Genomic DNA, 17,805 nt, shown 5'->3' with positions numbered 1-17,805 from the left:
CGGCGCGCCAGTTCCCCCTCGCGCCGGCGGGGCGACGGCTTCTGGCATTCTTGGGCCTCGGCCGCGCCGCTTGCCTTGACATCTCCAGCCAACACCCCAACTGTCCGCCATGAGCAATCCTCTTCTCGACTTCGCCGACCTGCCCCTGTTCGACCAGATCCAGCCGGAGCACATCGCGCCGGCGATCGACCAGTTGCTCGCGCAGTCCGAAGCCGCGCTGCAAGAAGTCACGCAACCGCAGTTCCCGGCCGACTGGCGCGCCATTGCGCGCGTGCTCGACGTGGCCACCGAGCGTCTGGGGCGGGCCTGGGGAGCCGTCGGGCACCTCAACGCCGTGGCCGACACACCGGCGCTGCGCGCTGCCTATAACGAGGCCATGCCGCGCGTGACCGCCTTCTGGACGCGCCTGGGCTCCGACGAGCGCCTGTACGCCAAGTACAAGGCGATCGACCCCACCGTCCTCGATGCCGAGCAGCGACAGGCCCTGTCCAACGCGATGCGCAATTTCGTGCTCGGCGGCGCGGAACTGCAAGGCGCCGCCAAGGAGCGCTTCGCGCAGATCCAGGAACGCTCCGCCGAACTCAGCCAGAAGTTCAGCGAGAACGCCCTTGACGCGACCGACGCCTTTGCCTACTACGGCACGAAGGAAGAACTCGACGGCGTACCGCAGGACGTGGTCGCGACGGCCCGTGCCGCCGCGCAGGCGGAGGACAAGCCGGGCTACAAGCTCACACTGAAGATGCCGTCGTACCTGCCGGTGATGCAGTTCGCCCGCAGCAGCGCGCTGCGTGAGACGCTGTACCGCGCGTATGCCACGCGCGCGAGCGAACTGGGCGACCCGGCCTTCGACAACACCGCCCTGATCGGCGAGATTCTGGCGTTGCGCCAGGAGGAAGCCCAGTTGCTGGGCCTTCCCAATTTCGGCGAACTCTCGCTGGTGCCCAAGATGGCCGGCTCGGCCAAGGAAGTGACCGACTTCCTGCGCGACCTCGCAGCCAAGGCCCGCCCGTTCGCCCTGCAGGACCTCGCGGATCTGCGTGCCTTCGCGGCCGAGCAGTTGGGCATCGCGGACCCGCAGCCTTGGGACTGGAGCTACATCGGAGAGAAGCTCAAGGAAAGCCGCTACGCCTTCAGCGAGCAGGAGGTCAAGGCGTACTTCACCGCACCCAAGGTGCTTGCGGGCCTGTTCAAGATCGTCGAGACGCTGTTCGAAGTCTCGATCCGCCGCGACACCGCGCCGGTGTGGAATCCCGGCGTCGAGTTCTATCGCATCGAGCGCAGCACCGCGCAAGGCATGCAGAAGGTCGGCCAGTTCTACCTCGACCCGGCCGCGCGCCCGGGCAAGCGCGGCGGCGCCTGGATGGACGACGTGCGCGCCCGCTGGCTGCGACCGGACGACAACCGCGTGCAGACGCCGGTCGCCCAGATGGTGTGCAATTTCGCCGATGGTGTCGAAGGCAAGCCGCCGCTGCTCACCCATGACGACGTGATCACGCTGTTCCACGAATTCGGGCATGGCCTGCACCACATGCTGACCCAGGTGAACGAGCGCGACGTCTCCGGCATCAGCGGCGTGGAGTGGGACGCAGTCGAACTGCCCAGCCAGTTCATGGAGAATTTCTGCTGGGAATGGGAAGTGCTGCGCCACATGACCGCCCACGTCGATACCGGCGAGCCGCTACCGCGCGCACTGTTCGACAAGATGATCGCAGCCAAGAACTTCCAGAGCGGGCTGCAAACCCTGCGCCAGATCGAGTTCTCGCTGTTCGACATGCTGCTGCACACCGAATACGACGCGGCCAAGGCGCAGCCCGGCGACGTCATGGCGCTGCTCGGCAAGGTGCGCAGCGAAGTGGCGGTCATGCCCTCCGCGCCGTTCAGCCGCACCCCCAACACCTTCACCCATATCTTTTCCGGCGGGTACGCGGCCGGGTACTACAGCTACAAGTGGGCAGAGGTACTGAGCGCAGATGCCTACGCCGCGTTCGAGGAAAGCACGGATGCCGACGGCCGGCCCAGCGTCGAGACCGGTCGCCGCTATCGCACGGCCATCCTGGAAGCCGGCGGCAGCCGCCCCGCCATCGAATCGTTCAAGGCCTTCCGCGGCCGTGCGCCGGAACTGGATGCCCTGCTGCGCCATCAGGGCATGGTCGCGCACGCCAGCAAGGCTGCCTGACGACGAACAGGAAGCGGACGACGCGACGCCTGAGTGGCGTTTTCGCGTCGTCGACCGGCAATCGTTGCACGGTGGCAGCCTGCGCGGCGACAACGCTTGGCATACTCTGCCCATGCCTTGCTCCGTTCTTCCTTTCGCCAGGCCGTGGCGCGGCACCCTGACCCTCGGCGCCGTCGCGCTGACCTTGGCTTGCGCCCCGACGTGGGCGCAGCAGGTCTATCGACAGGTTGACGGCAGCGGTCGCGTGACCTTCACGGACAAGCCCCCGTCGGCGCAAGGCGGCGCGGTTGCCGCATCTGGCAGTGCATCCAGCGGGAGCGACGACGGGGCGGCTCTACCCTACGCGCTGCGGCAGGTGGTGCAGCGCTACCCTGTCACCCTGTACACGCGCAGCGATTGCCAGCCTTGCGACGCAGGGCGCAGTCTGCTTGTCACGCGCGGAGTACCCTACACGGAACGCACGATCGCCACGCCGCAAGACGGGGCCGCCTTGCAACGCCTGACCGGGCAGAACGGCCTGCCGGTGGTCACCATCGGCAGCCAACAGCTGCTTGGGTTCCTCGACGGCGAGTGGAGCCAATACCTCGACGCCGCGGGCTACCCGCCGAGCTCGCAGTTGCCACCCGGCTACCGCCAGAGTGCGCCGGCGCCTCTCGTAGCCGTCGCTGCGCCTCCGGTCGACGCCCAGGCGCCGGCCGCCAGCCCCGTAGCCCCCGCGGCGCCGCCCCCCGCGCCCGTGCAAGGGCCCACCCCCGAGAATCCCGCGGGCATTCGCTTCTAGCAGCGCCCCAAGCGCGAACCCGGCGGCCGGCGCTGCGCCGTTCGCTCGCCGATCAGAACGTCAGCGTTTCCACCCCGCTGGGCGTGCCCAGCAGGCACACCTGCGCGCGCTGAAACGCGAATACGCCCACGGTCAGCACGCCCGGCCACTGGCTCACGGTCAACTCGAACTCCCGCGGCTGCTCGATGCGCAGCCCGGACACGTCCACGATGTGCTGCCCGTTGTCGGTCACCAGTGGCGCGCCGTCTTTCAGGCGCACCCGCCCCACGCCGCCGAGCGCCGCAAACTGTCGGATCACTCGGGAAGTCGCCATTGGCACCACTTCCACCGGCAGCGCGAAGGCGCCCAGCGTCTGCACTCGCTTGGAGGCATCGGCAATGCACACGAAGCGGCGCGACTGGGCTGCGACGATCTTCTCGCGCGTGAGTGCGGCTCCGCCGCCCTTGATCATGTGGCCGCCGCCATCGATCTCATCGGCGCCATCGATGTAGACGCCCAATTCCTCCACGTCATTGCAATCGAACACCTCGATGCCGAGGGCCCGCAGGCGTTCGGTGGAAGCGTTGGAACTGGACACCGCGCCACGGATGGTGCCCTTGACGTCGGCCAATGCCTCGATGAACTTATTGACGGTGGACCCGGTACCCACTCCGATGATCGTGCCGGGCTCGACGTAGGCCAGCGCCGCGCGCGCGACTTGCGCCTTGAGTTCATCCTGGGTCGGGGCTGGGGTGTTCATTGGGGGACAATCCTGGTCTTTACTGCAAGAAGTCTCCGATTATCCGATGTCGCTCGTTCCCTACGGATTGGCCCGCCCCTTCCTGTTCGGCCTGGATGCCGAACAGGCCCACGAGATCACACTGGAGGCGCTGGCCCGTACCCAGAATACGCCGCTGGCATGCCTGTACTCACGGGCACGGGTGGACGATCCGGTGGCGTTGGCAGGACTGAGGTTTCCCAATCGCATCGGCCTGGCCGCCGGCCTGGACAAGAACGCCCGCTGCATCGACGCCTTCGCCGCCATGGGCTTCGGCTTTGCCGAAGTCGGCACCGTGACGCCGAAGGGCCAGCCCGGCAACCCGCGGCCGCGCATCTTTCGCCTGCCCGAACGCGAGGCGCTGATCAATCGCCTCGGGTTCAACAATGAAGGGCTGGACGCATTCCTGCGCAACGTGCAGCAGGCGCGCTTTCGCCGGCATGGCGCGCGCGCGCCCATGCTGCTGGGCCTGAACATCGGCAAGAACGCCGCGACGCCGATCGAGCGCGCGGCGGACGACTACCTGGCCTGCATGGACGGCGTCTACGGCCACGCCGACTACGTCACCATCAATATCTCCAGCCCGAACACGGCCAACCTGCGCAGCTTGCAGGGCGACGAGGCGCTTGACGGCCTTCTCAGCGCAATCGCCGAGCGTCGGGAGATATTGAACGCTGCAAGTGGCCGCCGGGTGCCCCTCTTTGTGAAGATCGCCCCTGACCTCGACGAAGCGCAGGTTGGCCTGATCGCCGCGACCTTGAAGCGCACCGGCATGGACGGCGTCATTGCGACCAACACCACATTGTCACGGGATGCCGTGGCAGGCCTGCGCCACGCCGACGAGGCAGGCGGCCTGTCCGGCGCGCCCGTGCGCGACGCCAGCAACCGGGTGATCGGCCAGCTGCGCGCCGCTCTCGGTCCGCACTTTCCGATCGTCGGCGTGGGCGGCGTGATGAGCGCGAACGATGCACGAGACAAGATCGCGGCCGGCGCCGACCTGGTGCAGATCTACACCGGCCTCATCTACAAGGGGCCGGCACTGGTGCGTGAAGCGGCCCAGGCGCTGGCGCGCAGCGGCGCCCGCCCCTGAGCCTACCGCCGCTTCGCTACTGGCGCATCCGCCAGATGATCGGGGCCAGCCAGGTCGCCAGCCGCACGACGCGCCGCGGCTTGACGGCAGCAACGACGGCAGCAGCGACCGCTGCCGTGGCGACCGGATGCTCGCGCACGAGTTCCGTCAGCGTGGCACTCAGGTCGTTGTCCTGTCGCGCCGCCCCGGAGCCCGGCGGTGGATGCTGCAAGGTCCTGATGCGCTCGCGCTGGCGTTCCATGCGCGCGAGCAGTTCCTCGCGCGTCGCCGGACGAGGCTGGCGCAGTGCGCGGTTGGCGGGCCGGCTGCCGATCTGGGCCTGAACCCAGTGCCAGTCACGCGCGAACTGGAGTTGCACGTCTTCGATGGCTGGCGACTTGCGATGCAGCACGCGCCACATCCAGGTGACACAGACGATCCAGACGACGCCCCATGCAGCAGCCACGGCCCACGCAGCGGTGGCGCGTTGCGGCGTTTCCCAGAAATGGACGACGACCGCCACGGACAACAGCGCAACCGCGACCGTGGTCAAACCCATCACGGCGACGACAAGCAGCAGCAGAAGCCGCACGCGGTCGCGCTCGCCCTCCCAGGCAAAGCGCAGCAGTTGCGCGCGGTCCTCCGCCGCCAGGGCGCTCTCGCCGGCGGCAATCTTGACTTTCTGGATCCGCCGGCTCAGCCCGGTCACTGCCAACAGGCGACTGGTAACCGGGTTCATTCCCTCGCCCCCTTGCCTCCGGCAAGCGCGGCACGCTCGCGGACCCGCGGCAATGGAAGGCCGCCCGGCCGCACGCCGGACGGTCTCTGCGTCTTAGCGCCGGCCAATCAGCAGACCCACCAGAACGCCCACCGCCAGAGCGGCACCGGCGATCTGCCACGGTTCGTCATGGGCGTAGGCGTTGGCGGTGCCGGCCGCCTCGCGCGCCTTCTTGGCCGCCAGCTTGCCCTTTTCGGAGGCGAGTTCACGGGCAATGGCCAGCTTGGCGTCGACGCGTTGGCGCAGCGCCTTCACGCGAGGAATCGAACCGAGTTCTTCGCTCGACAACACACCGCGCACGTCGTTGGCGATATCTTCCACGACCTGGTTGGCTGCTGCCTCGAGGTTGGCGGTAGATGTAGACATTTTGTATCCTCCTTGCTTAACCGGTGACAAACCGACAGTCATTTCCACGACACGTGATGTCATGGCCCAGAAGTGCATGTTACATGCGTCTACCGTTATTCGAGCATGTCGGCGACACATCGGGCGATCTCGAGACTGCTGGTCAGGCCCGGCGACTCGATGCCGAACAGGTTCACCAATCCACGCACGCCGTGCTGTTCGACGCCCTGGATGACAAAGTCCGCGGCGGGCTCTCCCGGGCCCGAAATCTTGGGCCGGATGCCGGCATATCCGGCGCTGAGCGCCCCATCCGGCAAGGCCGGCCAGTACTTGCGCACCTCGGCGTAGAAAGCGTCGCCGCGTGCGGGCTCGACGACAAGGTCGTCCGGCGAGTCCACCCATTGCACGTCCGGCCCGAACTTCGCCTGGCCACCCAGGTCAAGCGTGAGGTGCACGCCAAGGCCGCCCGGTTCAGGTACGGGATAGATCAATCTGCCAAAAGGTGCACGCCCTCCAAGAACGAAGTAACTGCCCTTGGCAAAGTAGGCTTGGGGCACGGCGGTCGGCGGCAGCCCTTCGAACGCGCGCGCGAGCGCCGGCGCTCCCAGGCCGGCCGCATTGACCAGCCGAGCGCAGCGCAGCGCTGTGCCGTCGGCCGTTTCGAGTTCGATCGCGCCGCCATGAAGGCGCACCCCCACGACGGGTGACTTGAACGCCACGACGCCACCGGCGTTCTCGAGATCTCCCTGAAGCGCCAGCATGAAGGCATGGCTGTCGATGATGCCGGTGCTGGGCGAGTGCACCGCCGCCACACAGCTCAGCTGCGGCTCCATCGACACGGCTTCGTCGCGGTCCAGCAGCACGAGATCGTCGACGCCATTCGCGCGCGCCTTCGCCATGATGGATTCGAGATCAGCCAGCTGGGACGGCTGCGTCGCGACAATCAGCTTTCCGCAGCGCCGATGGCCGATGCCGCGTTCGGCAGCGTAGGCGTACAACGCATGGCGCCCCGCCACGCAAAGGCGCGCCTTGAGCGAGCCCTGCGGATAGTAGATGCCGGCGTGAATAACTTCGCTGTTGCGCGAACTGGTGCCGGTTCCGATGGCGCCTTCGCTTTCGAGCACCAGCACCTCATGTCCGGCAAGAGCCAGCGCGCGGGCAACAGCCAGCCCGACAACCCCTGCCCCAATGACCACGCTATCGATCTGTTCCATGCAGCGAGCTTAAGGCCTGCAACCGTACCGTTGGCCCCAGGCTCAGACGGCTGCGCCGACGCGCGCAAATCCACCTGCGCCGCTCGGAAAGAAGCGCTGCGCTAACATCTCCCGCCGTGAATCGCCTGTCGCCGGTACCAGCCCCGCCCTTGTGGCTCCTCGTGCTGGTCACCCTCAGCGGCACGCTGGCCATGCACATGTTCGTGCCCGCGCTGGGCGAGGCGGCTCGGGACCTGGCCACCAGCCCGGCCGCCATCCAGTCGACCATCACGCTCTACATCGTCGGACTGGCCCTGGGCCAACTCGTCTACGGACCCGTTTCCGACCACATCGGCCGCCGGCCAACGCTGCTGTTCGGCCTTGGCCTGTTCGCCCTGGCTGGCCTGGTCTGCATGCTCGCTCAGTCGGTGGGGCTGCTCGTCGCAGCGCGCTTCATGCAGGCGCTGGGCGGCTGCGCCGGCCTGCTGCTGGCACGCGCGATAGTGCGCGACACCGCCAGCCCGCAGGACACGATGCGCCGGCTGGCCACCATGCAATTGATCACCATGGTCGGGCCCGGCCTGGCGCCGCTGATCGGCGGGCTCGTCGTCACGGCCCTGGGCTGGCGATGGATCTTCGCGATCTTCGTGTTGTTGGGTGTAGCCGGCTTCGTGGCTACGTGGCGCATGCTCCCGGAGACTCGCGCACCGCGGCAGTCAGGCGCCGCTTCACGGTCGGTGATGGCGGACTACGGGATCCTGCTGCGTTCGCCGGCCTTTCTCGGCTGTGTGATCGGCGGTGGTTGTGCAACGGCGTCGTTCTACGCATTCGTTGCCGCCGCACCGTTCCTGCTGGGCGAGCGATTCGGCCAGCCGGTGACGATGGTCGGCGCCTGCCTGGCCCTGCTGATCGTCGGCGTCTCGATCGGCAACTTTGCCTCGGCACGGCTGGCCGCCCGCGGCCGGCTCACGCGCATCATGCTGGCGGGCAACACGCTCAGCACGGCTTGCGCAGCGGCCCTCATGCTGCAACTGGCGCACGGGCCGGCCAGCGTCACCAGCGTGATGGCGACCATGTTCCTCTACTGCGTCGGCGCCGGCATCTGCAGCCCTGCCGTCATCACCAAGGCGATGAGTATCCAGCCGTCAGTGGCTGGCTCGGCTTCCGGCATCTATGGCAGTGGGCAAATGGCGATCGGAGCGATCAGCACCGCCGCAGTCGGTCTCGGCCATGATCACGGCGTCATGGCCGCGGCCGTGCTGCTCGCAGCCTCCATCGTTGCACAGTTGAGCTTTCGCATCGTGCGCCGCACCGCACCGGACGTCGGCCTCGGCGCGGCCTGACATTACTTGGCGAACAACTGGCTCATGTCCTTGAAGGCCTTGAACTCCAGGGCATTTCCGCAGGGATCGAGCAGGAACATCGTGGCCTGCTCGCCCACCTGACCCTTGAAGCGCACGTACGGCTCGATGACAAACGGAGTGTCGAACGACTTGAGGCGCTCGGCCAGCGCCTCCCACTGAGCCCAGTCGAGCACGATGCCGAAATGCGGCACCGGCACGTCATGTCCGTCGACCGCGTTGGTATGGGCGCTCTCCTGGGACGGCGTGATCGGATGCGCATGAATCACCAGTTGGTGCCCGTAGAAGTTGAAGTCCACCCACTGTTCGCTGGAACGACCCTCTTCCAGACCGAACACTTCGCCATAGAAACGGCGCGCCGCGGGAAGGTCGTGAACGGGAATGGCGAGGTGAAACGGGGAAAGTTGCATGGCGGGCTCCGCGGGTCGTGGGATGGCGACGAGAGACCTGCAAGGACGAACTCCCGCCGCAGCTTGAAAGCCTTGAATGGTAGTGCGGCAACGCACGCCAAGGCGCCCGCAGGGCTTTGAACGCCTGCCGGATGCAGCTTGCTGCTGATGAGGGAACGTATGAATGGTGGGCGGTAGTGGGATCGAACCACTGACCCCTGCAGTGTGAATGCAGTGCTCTACCCCTGAGCTAACCGCCCGAGCCGCTGCAGGCCGCGGCCTGCAGGGAGCTGGATCATCGCGCTTGGCGCCGTTGGATTATCGAGCGATTCTCGATTCACCCAGCGCGTTGTGCGAAGCCTTAGATTATAGACACATTTTGGACGGCTTCGGCGCGAAAGAGCGTTTTTCCGTTGCTGGACTTGTCCAGCTGCAGCAGGATCTCGTCGTGCAGGGCCATCTCCTGCACATTGGCCGTAATGATCGGCAGCGAGAAGCTGCGCAGGTCCACGTCCAGCACCCTGCCCTGCTCCGGCTCGTTGCTGCCGACGTCGATCAGCAGTGCGTCCTGGCCGCGCGTCAGGTTGATGTAGACGTCCGCCAGCAGTTGCGCATCGAGCTTGGCGCCGTGGAACGTGCGGTTGGATCGGTCGATACCGAACCGGTCGCAAAGTGCATCGAGCGAATTGCGCTTGCCCGGATACACCGCCTTGGCCATGGCCAGCGTGTCGGTGATGTCAGCGACGTAGTGGCGCAGAGGCTTGAGGCCGGCGCGCTCGAACTCCTTGTTCAGGAACCCGACGTCGAACGCCGCGTTGTGGATGATCAGTTCGGCCCCGCCGAGATAGTCGGCGATCTCTTGCGCGCAAAGTGCGAACTTGGGCTTGTCCGACAGGAATTCGGTGGTCAGCCCGTGCACCTTGAGCGCGTCTTCGTGACTGTCGCGCTCCGGGTTGAAATACAGGTGCAGGTCGTTGCCGGTGAGCTTGCGGCTGTAGAGCTCGACGCAGCCCAATTCGATGACACGGTCGCCGTCCTCGGCCGAAAGGCCGGTGGTCTCGGTATCCAGAACGATAAGTCGGCTCATGCGTATCTAGTGATTTTCCTTGGCATGGTTGATCGAGTACTTGGGAATCTCGATGGTCACGTCGTCCTGCGCGAGGATGGCCTGGCAGCTCAGGCGCGACTGAGGCGTCAAGCCCCACGCGCGGTCGAGCAGATCGTCTTCGGCCTCGTCGGACTCGTTGAGCGAGGCGAAGCCTTCGCGCACGATCACGTGGCAGGTGGTGCAGGCACAACTCATCTCGCAGGCGTGCTCGATCGGGATGTCATTGTCGAGCAGCGCCTCGCAGATCGAGGTGCCGGCTGGCGCGCTTACCTCTGCGCCTGTCGGGCAGTACTCGGCGTGCGGAAGAATCTTGATGGTGGGCATGAAAAGAACTTGGAAACGCTCAGAGAGACTCGATCGCACGACCCGACAAGGCCCGGGCAATGCCCTGGTTCATTCGGCGCGCCGCAAACGCCTCCGTACCGTCCGCCAGGGCCTTGACCGCGGCGTCGATGGCGGCGGCATCGGTCGACCCCCGCGCGCGGTCCACGTCCTGCATCAGCGTCTCGATCCGGGCGCGTTCATCAGCCGCGAGCAGCGCATTTCCATCGGCGTCGAGCGCGCTGCGGGTCGCCAGCAGCATGCGTTCGGCTTCCACGCGCGCCTCGATCAAGGCACGGGCCGCCACGTCCTGCGACGCCGTACTGAAGCTCTCTTGCAGCATGCGCGCGATCTGGTCGTCCGACAGTCCGTAGGACGGCTTGACCGTCACGCCGGCCTCGACGCCGCTGGTCTGCTCCCGGGCGCTGACGCTCAGCAGTCCGTCGGCGTCGACGGTGAATGTGACGCGAATTCGCGCCGCGCCGGCGGCCATCGGCGGAATACCGCGCAACGTGAAACGCGCCAGGCTCCGGCAATCGGCCACGAGGTCGCGCTCGCCCTGCACGACATGCAGGGCCAGGGCGGTCTGGCCATCCTGGTAGGTGGTGAAGTCCTGTGCCATGGCGGTCGGGATGGTGGTATTTCGCGGCACGATGCGCTCCACCAGCCCCCCCATGGTTTCCAGTCCGAGCGACAGCGGGATCACGTCCAGCAGTAGCAGGTCGTCGCTGCCTCCGTTGCCGGCCAGCTGATTGGCCTGGACGGCGGCGCCCAGCGCCACCACCTCGTCCGGATTCAGGTCGACGAAGGGCTCCCGTCCGAAGAATTCGGCCACGGCGCGGCGCACCTGCGGCATGCGCGTAGCGCCTCCCACCAGGACCACACCCTGCAACTCGTCGGCCTTCAGTCCGGCATCGCGCATCGCCTTGCGGGCCGCAGCCAGCGTGCGGGCGGTGAGCGGTTGCGTCGCCTGCTCGAAGTCGCTGCGCGTCAATGCATGCTCGATACGGGTGCTGGACAACTGCGCGACCAGCGTGGTGGCGTCGGCGTCGGTCAGGGATTCCTTGGCCGCACGCGCGGCGATCATCAATGCTGCCTTGTCGGCGTCGCCCGCCAGCGTCAGGCCTGTGCGCGCCATCACCAGGTCGGCCAGCGCGTGGTCGTAGTCGTCGCCGCCCAGTGCGGAGTCGCCACCCGTGGCGATGACTTCGAAAACGCCCTGGGTCAGGCGCAGGATGGAAACGTCGAACGTGCCGCCGCCCAGATCGTAGACCGCATAGATGCCCTCGGCCGCGTTGTCCAGTCCGTAGGCAATGGCGGCGGCAGTCGGCTCGCTGATCAGGCGCAATACGTTCAGGCCGGCCAGTTGCGCCGCATCCTTGGTCGCCTGCCGCTGTCCTTCGTCGAAATAGGCCGGTACGGTGATGACGGCGCCATAGAGGTCTTGGTCGAAGGTGTCTTCGGCGCGATACCGCAGTGTGGCGAGAATCTCGGCGCTGACTTCGACCGGCGACTTCAGGCCCGCGCGCGTGCGCACCTGCACCATGCCGCCCTGGCCTTCGGCCTCGGCAAGTTCATACGGCAGCGCATCGCGCCGCGCGATGTCGGCCAGGCCACGCCCCATCAGTCGCTTGGCTGACGTGATGGTGTTGGCCGGATCGGTGCCGCGCGCCGCCAAGGCGTCGTGGCCCACCTGGCGCCGGTCGCCTTCGAGGTAGCGCACCGCCGAGGGCAGAAGCATGCGGCCCTGGTCATCGGGCAGGCATTCAGCCACTCCGCTGCGCACCGCCGCCACCAGCGAATGCGTGGTGCCGAGATCGATGCCCACGGCAATGCGACGCTGGTGCGGATCCGGCGCCTGGCCGGGTTCGGAAATCTGAAGTAGTGCCATTGGAGCTATTGTCCCAATCGGTCGAGGCGAAGCTCGACATCGCCCGCAATGCGCTCAATGAACATGAGGGCTCTGACCTGCGCGGCAGCGCCGGCAAAATCGCCTTTTTCGTCGATCTGCCAGTCGAGGGTCGACAAGGCGCGGCGGCGCGCATCGTCGACTTCGTCATGCAGCGCCTGGAGGCTGGCGACATCGTGCGCGTCGTCGAGTTGCTCGCGCCAGGCCATCTGCTGCACGAGAAAGTCCGGCGGCATTGCGGTGTTCTGCTCGGCATCGACAGGCGCCCCGTTAAGCTTGCACAGGTAGGCGGCGCGGCGCACGGGGTCCTTCAGACGCTGGTAGGCCTCGTTGATGCGCACCGACCATTGCATCGCCACGCGCTGGGCGGCGGCGCCCTGCGCAGCATACCGGTCGGGATGTGCCTCGCGCAGCAGGTCTTTCCATCGTGCGTCCAGCACCGAGCGCTCCTGCGCGAATGTGGCCGGCAGGTCGAATATCTCGAAATCGGTGGCGTCTAGTTGCATGGAAAGCAGAAAAAAGCCGCCAACAAGTCTTGATGGCGGCTTGGGCGCGGGGCCGGCGGCGTCAGATCCTGAAGCTCTCGCCGCAGCCGCAGCGGTCGCGTTCGTTCGGGTTGTTGAACTTGAAGCCCTCGTTGAGGCCTTCGCGCACGAAGTCCAGTTGCGTGCCGTCGATGTACGCCAGGCTCTTCGGGTCCACCATCACCTTCACGCCATGGTCCTCGAACATCACGTCTTCCGGCGAAGCCTCGTCCACATACTCGAGCTTGTAGGCCAGGCCCGAGCACCCAGTGGTCTTGACGCCCAGGCGCACGCCCAGGCCCTTGCCACGCTTGGCGAGGTACTTGTTGACGTGGCGCGCTGCAGCCTCCGTAAGCGTGACCGTCATCTTCAATGCGTGGCCTCGGCAACCGTCGTCGCGGCGCCGTGCTTCTGCTTGTAGTCGCTCACGGCCGCCTTGATGGCGTCCTCGGCCAGGATGGAGCAGTGGATCTTGACCGGCGGCAGAGCCAGTTCCTCGGCGATCTGCGCGTTCTTGAGCGCTGCCGCCTCGTCCAGCGTCTTGCCCTTGACCCATTCGGTCACGAGCGAGGACGAAGCGATGGCCGAGCCGCAGCCGTAGGTCTTGAAGCGCGCGTCCTCGATCACACCGGTTTCCGGGTTGACCTTGATCTGCAGCTTCATGACGTCGCCGCAAGCCGGCGCGCCCACCATGCCGGTGCCGACGCTGTCGTCGCCCTTGTCGAACGAGCCGACGTTGCGGGGGTTCTCGTAGTGGTCGATGACCTTGGATGAATATGCCATGGGGTACCTCTATCTCGTTGTGTCGTGCTCGGCCGTCAATGCGCCGACCATTGGATGGTGCTGAGATCGACGCCGTCCTTGAACATCTCCCACAGCGGGCTGAGTTCGCGCAGCTTGGCCACGTTGTGACGGATGGTCGAGACGGCGTAGTCGATTTCTTCCTCGGTGGTGAAGCGGCCGATCGTCATACGCAGGCTGCTATGCGCCAGTTCGTCGCTGCGGCCGAGGGCGCGCAGCACGTAGCTGGGCTCTAGGCTGGCCGACGTGCAGGCCGAACCGCTCGACACCGCCAGGCCCTTGATGCCCATGATCAGCGATTCGCCTTCCACGAAGTTGAAGCTGATGTTCAGGTTGTGCGGCACGCGCTGCTCGAGGTCGCCGTTGATGAAGACCTGCTCGATGTCCTTCAGTCCGTCCAGCAGGCGCTTCTGCAGCGCACGGGCCTTGGCGACGTCTTGCGCCATTTCTTCACGCGCCAGACGGAAGGCTTCGCCCATGCCCACGATCTGGTGGGTCGGTAACGTGCCGGAGCGCATGCCACGTTCGTGGCCACCGCCGTGCATCTGCGCCTCGAGGCGAATGCGCGGCTTGCGGCGCACGTACAGCGCTCCGATGCCCTTGGGGCCGTAGGTCTTGTGCGATGCCAGGCTCATCAGGTCGACCGGCAGCTTGGCCAGGTCGATCTCCACCTTGCCGGTCGCCTGCGCGGCGTCGACGTGGAAGATGACACCCTTTTCGCGGCACAGTTTGCCGATGGCCGTGATGTCCTGGATCACGCCGATCTCGTTGTTGACCAGCATGACGCTTGCCAGCACCGTGTCCGGCCGGATGGCGGCCGCAAAGGCGTCCAGGTCTAGCAGGCCGTCCTCTCGTACGTCCAGGTAAGTCACCTCGAAGCCCTGGCGCTCCAGTTCGCGCATCGTGTCGAGCACTGCCTTGTGCTCGGTCTTGACCGTGATCAGGTGCTTGCCCTTGCCCTGGTAGAAATGTGCGGCACCCTTGATCGCCAGGTTGTTCGATTCGGTGGCACCCGATGTCCAGACGATTTCCCGCGGATCGGCGCCTACCAGTTCGGCCACGTAGCCGCGCGCCTTCTCGACCGCCTCTTCGGCTTCCCAGCCCCAGGCATGGCTGCGCGACGCCGGATTGCCGTAGTGCTCGCGCAACCAGGGAATCATCGCGTCGACCACGCGGGGGTCGACCGGCGTGGTGGCGCCGTAGTCGAGATAGATGGGGAAATGAGGAGTGACGTCCATGGCTGGCTCGTGCTGGCGTGGAAATGGTTCGGTTGATCAGGCGCCAGGGCACCCGGCCCGAAGGCCCAGTGCCGCGCCCTGCTTCACATCAAGACTTGGCGAAAACGTTGCCCAGCGCGAAAACCGAGTTGGGCGCGTTGACGCGGATCGGCTTGACGACCGGCTGCGAGGAGATCGCGCGCTTGACTGCCGGCTTGTTCTCGACCGTGACGCCCTTGGCGAGCTGGTCGTCCACAAGCTTCTGCAGGGTGACGGAATCCAGAAATTCCACCATGCGCTGGTTGAGCGAGGCCCACAACTCGTGCGTCATGCAACGACCGGCTTCGCCCAGGCAATTTTCCTTGCCCCCGCACTGGGTGGCGTCGATCGGTTCGTCGACCGACACGATGATGTCGGCCACGGTGATCTCGGTCGCCTTGCGGCCCAGCGAATAGCCACCACCGGGCCCGCGCGTCGATTCGACCAGTTCATGGCGACGCAGCTTGCCGAACAGTTGCTCCAGGTAGGAAAGCGAAATCTGCTGCCGTTGGCTGATTGCAGCCAGCGTGACCGGGCCAGAGTTCTGGCGCAGCGCCAGATCGATCATGGCTGTGACCGCAAAACGGCCCTTCGTAGTGAGACGCATCGCAAGCTCCTTATGTGCTTACCGTTGAAAACACCAGGACTCGTGACCCCGGTGACCTCGTCTCCGCCCTAACTGGCTGCCGTGGCCCTGGATCTCGTCCAATGGTTTGGAGCCAGCCCTTCATCGCGAAGTTTCTGCTGTTGTTGAGTAATTGAGTCAAGTATACCAGATTCCTGGATGGCGCCCGGGTTAATACCGATCCGGGCGGCTATCGCCCGGGCGAAAGCCCTGGATTGCGCCCGACCTCAGGCTGCCACATGGTCCTCGCCCGACGCGCCGAACGCCTGCTCACGCAGCAAGGCCAGTTGGTCCCGCACCCGGGCGGCCTTCTCGAACTCCAGGTTCCGGGCATGCTCGAGCATCTGCTTTTCGAGGCGCTTGATCTCGCGCGCCACATCCTTTTCGCTCATGTCTTCGACGCGGGCGCGCTCGACCTCGCGCTGGGCCTGCTCCTTGCCGCTCTTTTCGCTGTAGACCCCGTCGATCAGGTCGCGCACCCGCTTGACGATGCTGCGCGGCGTGATCCCGTGCTCCTCGTTGTAGGCGATCTGCCTGGCGCGTCGCCGCTCCGTCTCGCTCATGGCCTTCTTCATCGAGTCCGTGATGCGATCGGCATAGAGGATGGCGGTCCCGTTCAGGTTGCGGGCCGCCCGCCCGATGGTCTGGATCAGGGACCGCTCCGCCCGCAGGAAGCCCTCCTTGTCGGCGTCGAGGATGGCCACCAGGGACACCTCGGGGATGTCCAGGCCTTCACGCAGCAAGTTGATGCCCACCAGCACGTCGAAGGCGCCCAGGCGCAGGTCGCGGATGATCTCCACCCGCTCGACGGTGTCGACGTCGCTGTGCAGGTAGCGCACCTTCACGCCGTTGTCGCTCAGGTAGTCGGTCAGCTGCTCGGCCATGCGCTTGGTCAGCGTCGTGATGAGCACCCGCTCGCCGCGCTCGACGCGCAGGCGGATCTCCTGGAGCACGTCATCCACCTGGTGCGTGGCCGGCCGGACCTCCACCAGCGGATCGATCAGGCCCGTCGGCCGCACCAGTTGCTCCACCACCTGGCCGGCATGCTGCTTCTCATAGTCCGCGGGCGTGGCCGAGACGAAGATGCACTGGCGCATGCGCCGCTCGAATTCCTCGAACTTCAGCGGCCGGTTGTCCAGCGCCGACGGCAGCCGAAATCCGTATTCCACCAGCGTGGTCTTGCGGGCGCGGTCGCCGTTGTACATGGCGTTGAGCTGCCCGATCATCTGGTGGCTTTCGTCCAGGAACATCAAGGCGTCCTTGGGCAGGTAGTCGGTCAGTGTCGCCGGCGGGTCGCCCGGGGCACCACCAGACAAGTGCCGGCTGTAGTTCTCGATGCCCTTGCAATGGCCGATCTCGGCCAGCATTTCGAGGTCGAAGCGCGTGCGCTGTTCCAGGCGCTGGGCTTCCACCAGCTTGCCGCCGGCCAGCAGTTCCTTGAGCCGCTCGGCCAGTTCCAGCTTGATCGTCTCGACGGCGCGCAGCACTTTGTCCCGCGGCGTCACGTAGTGGCTGGATGGGTAGATGGTGAAGCGCGGAATCTTCTGCCGGATGCGCCCGGTGAGCGGGTCGAACAGTTGCAACGACTCGACCTCGTCGTCGAACAGCTCGATGCGGATGGCCAGTTCGCTGTGCTCGGCCGGGAACACGTCGATGGTGTCGCCGCGCACGCGGAACGTGCCCCGCACGAAATCGGATTCGTTGCGGGTGTACTGCATGCGGATCAACCGGCCGATCACGTCGCGCTGATCGATCTTGTCGCCCGTGCGCAGGATGAAACGCATCTGCGTGTAGTCCTCCGGGGCGCCGATGCCGTAGATGGCGCTCACGGTGGCGACGATCACCGTGTCGCGCCGCTCCAGCACGCTCTTGGTGGCCGACAAGCGCATCTGCTCGATGTGCTCGTTGATCGAGCTGTCCTTCTCAATGAACAGATCGCGCTGGGGCACGTAGGCCTCCGGCTGGTAGTAGTCGTAGTAGCTGACGAAGTACTCCACGGCGTTCTTGGGGAAGAACTCGCGGAACTCGCTGTACAGCTGCGCCGCCAGGGTCTTGTTCGGCGCGAAGACGATGGCCGGGCGCCCTGTCCGGGCGATCACGTTGGCCATGGTGAAGGTCTTGCCGGAGCCGGTCACGCCCAGCAGGGTCTGGTAGACCTCGCCGTCGCGCACCCCATCGACCAGCTGGGCGATGGCGGTCGGCTGGTCGCCGGCCGGCGGATAGGGCTGGAACAACTGGAACGGCGAATCCGGGAACGAGATGAATTCACCGGTGTCGCTGGGCGTGTCGGCGCCGGCCTCGGCCAGGGGAGAAACGGTTTCGGGAGATGCAGACATAGGGTGTACCCCGATCAGGTGCGTCGCAAACGCTAAAATTCAAGCGAACTGGATAGGTTAAACCCTGGCGCCAGTT

At 66.1% G+C, this 17,805-nt stretch carries 18 protein-coding genes and 1 tRNA gene; 4 read left to right on the top strand and 15 right to left on the bottom strand.

Translation table 11 applies throughout. The features are described 5' to 3' along the window. Nucleotides 1–109 precede the first annotated feature (109 nt). Nucleotides 110–2,176, top strand: coding sequence for a M3 family metallopeptidase (locus tag VES41_RS04320; protein WP_324813449.1), 2,067 nt, complete (start codon nt 110–112; stop codon nt 2,174–2,176). 112 nt (nt 2,177–2,288) lie between these two features. Continuing rightward, a complete protein-coding gene (locus VES41_RS04315) occupies nt 2,289–2,957 on the top strand; it encodes a glutaredoxin domain-containing protein (protein ID WP_324813446.1) in 669 nt (222 codons plus the stop codon). 52 nt (nt 2,958–3,009) lie between these two features. Here the strand turns inward: VES41_RS04315 and rpiA are convergent, their stop codons facing one another. Beyond that, a complete protein-coding gene (rpiA, locus tag VES41_RS04310) occupies nt 3,010–3,696 on the bottom strand; it encodes a ribose-5-phosphate isomerase RpiA (protein ID WP_324813444.1) in 687 nt (228 codons plus the stop codon). Nucleotides 3,697–3,742: 46 nt separating this feature from the next. Between rpiA and VES41_RS04305 the strand changes: the two genes are divergently transcribed. Further along, nucleotides 3,743–4,804, top strand: coding sequence for a quinone-dependent dihydroorotate dehydrogenase (locus tag VES41_RS04305; RefSeq protein ID WP_324813442.1), 1,062 nt, complete (start codon nt 3,743–3,745; stop codon nt 4,802–4,804). Nucleotides 4,805–4,820: 16 nt separating this feature from the next. Here the strand turns inward: VES41_RS04305 and VES41_RS04300 are convergent, their stop codons facing one another. From VES41_RS04300 to VES41_RS04290, 3 genes are all read right to left on the bottom strand, one after another. Beyond that, nucleotides 4,821–5,522 carry a phage holin family protein gene (locus VES41_RS04300; RefSeq protein ID WP_324813439.1) on the bottom strand — a complete coding sequence of 234 codons (702 nt, stop codon included), beginning with the start codon at nt 5,520–5,522 and terminating at the stop codon, nt 4,821–4,823. 93 nt (nt 5,523–5,615) lie between these two features. After that, nucleotides 5,616–5,927, bottom strand: a complete 312-nt coding sequence (locus VES41_RS04295; protein WP_324813437.1) for a DUF883 family protein — start codon at nt 5,925–5,927, stop codon at nt 5,616–5,618. Nucleotides 5,928–6,022: 95 nt separating this feature from the next. Continuing rightward, nucleotides 6,023–7,120, bottom strand: a complete 1,098-nt coding sequence (locus tag VES41_RS04290) for an NAD(P)/FAD-dependent oxidoreductase (protein WP_324813435.1) — start codon at nt 7,118–7,120, stop codon at nt 6,023–6,025. Between the two features lie 149 nt (nt 7,121–7,269). On the opposite strand from VES41_RS04290, the gene VES41_RS04285 reads away from it, so the two are divergent. Beyond that, the gene (locus tag VES41_RS04285; RefSeq protein ID WP_324813433.1) at nt 7,270–8,442 is read left to right on the top strand and encodes a multidrug effflux MFS transporter; all 1,173 of its coding nucleotides are present in this window, start codon (nt 7,270–7,272) and stop codon (nt 8,440–8,442) included. 2 nt (nt 8,443–8,444) lie between these two features. On the opposite strand, the gene VES41_RS04280 is transcribed toward VES41_RS04285, so the two are convergent. The 11 genes from VES41_RS04280 to uvrB form a co-directional block, all read right to left on the bottom strand. Continuing rightward, the gene (locus VES41_RS04280; RefSeq protein ID WP_324813431.1) at nt 8,445–8,870 is read right to left on the bottom strand and encodes a VOC family protein; all 426 of its coding nucleotides are present in this window, start codon (nt 8,868–8,870) and stop codon (nt 8,445–8,447) included. Nucleotides 8,871–9,034: 164 nt separating this feature from the next. Next, nucleotides 9,035–9,109, bottom strand: a tRNA-Val gene (locus VES41_RS04275). A 101-nt stretch (nt 9,110–9,210) separates the two neighbouring features. Then, nucleotides 9,211–9,936 (bottom strand): DNA polymerase III subunit epsilon, encoded by a 726-nt coding sequence (gene dnaQ / locus VES41_RS04270; protein ID WP_324813429.1) that lies wholly within the window; start codon nt 9,934–9,936, stop codon nt 9,211–9,213. A 6-nt stretch (nt 9,937–9,942) separates the two neighbouring features. After that, the gene (fdx, locus tag VES41_RS04265; protein WP_324813426.1) at nt 9,943–10,281 is read right to left on the bottom strand and encodes an ISC system 2Fe-2S type ferredoxin; all 339 of its coding nucleotides are present in this window, start codon (nt 10,279–10,281) and stop codon (nt 9,943–9,945) included. A 19-nt stretch (nt 10,282–10,300) separates the two neighbouring features. Continuing rightward, a complete protein-coding gene (gene hscA, locus VES41_RS04260) occupies nt 10,301–12,169 on the bottom strand; it encodes a Fe-S protein assembly chaperone HscA (RefSeq protein ID WP_324813424.1) in 1,869 nt (622 codons plus the stop codon). Nucleotides 12,170–12,174: 5 nt separating this feature from the next. After that, nucleotides 12,175–12,693 (bottom strand): Fe-S protein assembly co-chaperone HscB, encoded by a 519-nt coding sequence (gene hscB, locus VES41_RS04255; protein WP_324813421.1) that lies wholly within the window; start codon nt 12,691–12,693, stop codon nt 12,175–12,177. Between the two features lie 61 nt (nt 12,694–12,754). Beyond that, on the bottom strand, nt 12,755–13,078 hold the full coding sequence (gene iscA / locus VES41_RS04250) for an iron-sulfur cluster assembly protein IscA (protein WP_324813418.1): 324 nt from the start codon (nt 13,076–13,078) through the stop codon (nt 12,755–12,757). Nucleotides 13,079–13,080: 2 nt separating this feature from the next. Beyond that, on the bottom strand, nt 13,081–13,494 hold the full coding sequence (iscU, locus tag VES41_RS04245; RefSeq protein ID WP_324813416.1) for a Fe-S cluster assembly scaffold IscU: 414 nt from the start codon (nt 13,492–13,494) through the stop codon (nt 13,081–13,083). A gap of 35 nt (nt 13,495–13,529) precedes the next feature. Next, nucleotides 13,530–14,750 carry an IscS subfamily cysteine desulfurase gene (locus VES41_RS04240; RefSeq protein WP_324813413.1) on the bottom strand — a complete coding sequence of 407 codons (1,221 nt, stop codon included), beginning with the start codon at nt 14,748–14,750 and terminating at the stop codon, nt 13,530–13,532. Nucleotides 14,751–14,838: 88 nt separating this feature from the next. Next, complete coding sequence (gene iscR, locus VES41_RS04235) at nt 14,839–15,375, bottom strand: Fe-S cluster assembly transcriptional regulator IscR (protein WP_324813410.1); 537 nt, start codon at nt 15,373–15,375, stop codon at nt 14,839–14,841. Between the two features lie 245 nt (nt 15,376–15,620). Continuing rightward, nucleotides 15,621–17,729 (bottom strand): excinuclease ABC subunit UvrB, encoded by a 2,109-nt coding sequence (gene uvrB / locus VES41_RS04230; RefSeq protein ID WP_324813408.1) that lies wholly within the window; start codon nt 17,727–17,729, stop codon nt 15,621–15,623. Nucleotides 17,730–17,805: the final 76 nt, after the last annotated feature.

It is taken from the genome of Variovorax sp. (assembly GCF_035634955.1).
Classification (GTDB): domain Bacteria; phylum Pseudomonadota; class Gammaproteobacteria; order Burkholderiales; family Burkholderiaceae_C; genus Variovorax.
Note: the sequence above shows the minus strand (reverse complement) of the source record. Positions and strands in the feature narration are given on the sequence as shown.